This window comes from Marinimicrobium sp. UBA4209, from assembly GCF_002381585.1.
Classification (GTDB): domain Bacteria; phylum Pseudomonadota; class Gammaproteobacteria; order Pseudomonadales; family Cellvibrionaceae; genus Marinimicrobium; species Marinimicrobium koreense.
On record NZ_DFTP01000101.1, the window covers coordinates 4,342 to 6,696 of the forward strand.

Below are 2,355 nucleotides of genomic sequence, written 5' to 3' on the forward strand. Positions count from 1 at the left end.
CCCTGCCGGATTCGATAACGCTCCTGTCCCGAGAGTTTTTCACTGCCGATTGGGCGAGGATCATCCTGCAACGCCTCCACGCGCTGAAGAATGCGAGCAACATCTTTGTTGGGGATTGAGCGAAGGTCTTTCGAAACGGATTTCTTGAAAACAAGCTTATAGTTTGCCATGAGCCTTCAAATCGTTCAGCAACGCCTCATAGCTCATGGTTGGTTCAGACACCCGCTCTTCAAACGCGGCCAAGTCTTCCTGATCCTCCGCCAATGCCGCCCGAACCGCATCGTTAACGATATCGGATAAGGAGCGGTGCGTATGCGCCGCCTTCAGCCGCAGCGCCGCATGTAACTGAGGGTCAAAATAAACCGTAGAACGCTTTGATGGCTCGCTCATGGAATTCTCCAGATATAACGACATTGACGCACTATAGCGTCATGACATCAAAGCGTCAAGCGTCACCAACGTTAAGTCCGGAATGGAGAGAGGCGACTAACGGGCTTTTCTTTGCGCGATGTACTCCAGCGCCTCTGGGTCGGCGTTGATCTGTCGCTCCAGAACTTTTAGCAGCGTTGCCCTTGAGACATAGCGATGCGAGTCTGCGCCGTATGTGGAGGTTCCCATAATGAACGCCGCCAACACTAAATACTTCGTGTAATCATGAAAGTCCGGCAGGAAGGTCGACAAAGCCGCCATTGCCGCAATCAGTACCGCCAGCGCGTATATGACGTTTGCGTAGGAGAATTTGTCTTTAGCTTTTAGGTACAGCTCTATGTCATCTTTTGTCATAACCGGCTCCCTGATGAGCAACACTGTTTGCCGAAAACCCTGTAAACACAAAGCACCAAATCCGACAACGACACCAATTCAGAAATAAAACGCTAGAGGGGGTTATCTACTTATCGAACTGGCGGTTTTTTAACATTATTTCATCAATCTCTTTTTTGATTTTACTGGCGCCGCCAACACGCGTAACTATGCAATGAGGGCGTAGCAGCAACGGAAAAGTTGTCGTGATAACTGACTTTTTATAATACGATTTTATTTTTTGAAGTGATTTTGCACATACTCGACGAGCTTCGGCCCTTCAAGCTTATCCGTAGCTGGGTTTGTGCGAACATAAAACTCTTTACCGTCGAGATAGCACGGAGAGGTCGCTGGTTTGCAGTCAACCATCAACACATTAGCATTACCGAGCCCCACCAGTCGATGATTAATATAAGGGTAATTTTGTTCGCCTACTCGTTGCTTAAGCTGGTTTTTAAAATGTAGCAGGAATGCATCTGTGCTCTTGTGAAACTTTTCCACCTCGCACCTAACCCCAGGAATGTCTCCCGAGTCAGCCACGCCAATCAAAAGGACTCCCCCATTCGTATTAAGAAACGCAACTATTGTCTTTAGTGCTGAAAGCTCGATGTACTTTTCCTTTGTTCCCTTTCGTACATCAAGGCTGAAACTTTCCTTAAACTCAAGGGTTTCAGACTCTCCCTCCCGAGCCAAGCTCATGACCTTATCTGCTTCGGTAAGACCGCCAATCGTTTCCAGCATACCGTCTACTTGCCCCCGGATTGCGGAGGCACGTCCGGGATTCAGAGCGAGTTCTCTTTGAAAGTTCGCAATAGCCGTTCTCAACGCTTGAAGCTGGCTATGCGAGCGCACAATTTCCTCCTGTTCCTTTAAGCTTGGAACTGCAAATTGCGCTTGAGAAAGATCAGATTTTGTTATCCGCGGTATTACTGTCCCACGCGTCAGAGATCGCAATATCAAAAGGCCTAGCTCGGAGCGAAAGAGGCTGTAGCGTACTGACTATTGACTGCATCCGACAAAACAACCTGAATGAGGTTGTGATGCTTTATCGTCACCGATGAGAGGTTGTCGGTAACGAGGGACGTCCCGACAGTTGGCACATAAATCGAATTGTCCTTATGCTCGAACGACTCTCTGGACCGAACCGAATTTATTTCAAGAGAGACCTCACCTAGCGCAAAGCTCTTGTAGTCATTATATTGGGTCTTGAGGCGATCAATCTGAAGCCGCGCCTTCAAGCTTTCGAAGCCATCAAATCTCCCATCCGCAAGCGACATTCCTTCATACAGAGAATTCGACTCCGGCTCATCGCCCCGACTAAACGCTTGAGCGATTTCGACAGCTTGGCTCTCATCCCCCAACTCAGCAACAAAAAGGCTCGAACGATCTTGTCGACTAAACGCGACAATTACTGGCCGAATGGCGGATCTAGTCAGTAGCTTTGGAGGAGCATTAAAGACACCATTTAAATAGAAACCCTCGTTCGCCAATGCTTTCTGAAACCTTGGCCCCTCCGAGATCCCAAGCGCGGTTGTAGTGGTCAAGTGTTTTAGG

General features: G+C 48.5%; 4 protein-coding genes. All 4 read right to left on the minus strand.

The window, feature by feature from the left end:
- Positions 1–156 precede the first annotated feature (156 nt).
- Positions 157–390 carry a hypothetical protein gene (locus B3187_RS14735; RefSeq protein ID WP_024460554.1) on the minus strand — a complete coding sequence of 78 codons (234 nt, stop codon included), beginning with the start codon at positions 388–390 and terminating at the stop codon, positions 157–159.
- A 96-nt stretch (positions 391–486) separates the two neighbouring features.
- Positions 487–783, minus strand: a complete 297-nt coding sequence (locus B3187_RS14740) for a hypothetical protein (protein ID WP_024460555.1) — start codon at positions 781–783, stop codon at positions 487–489.
- A gap of 252 nt (positions 784–1,035) precedes the next feature.
- Positions 1,036–1,761 carry an RNA-binding domain-containing protein gene (locus B3187_RS14745; protein ID WP_339619173.1) on the minus strand — a complete coding sequence of 242 codons (726 nt, stop codon included), beginning with the start codon at positions 1,759–1,761 and terminating at the stop codon, positions 1,036–1,038.
- A gap of 5 nt (positions 1,762–1,766) precedes the next feature.
- The coding region (locus tag B3187_RS14750; protein WP_286807230.1) for a hypothetical protein at positions 1,767–2,355 on the minus strand (589 nt) is incomplete at its 5' end.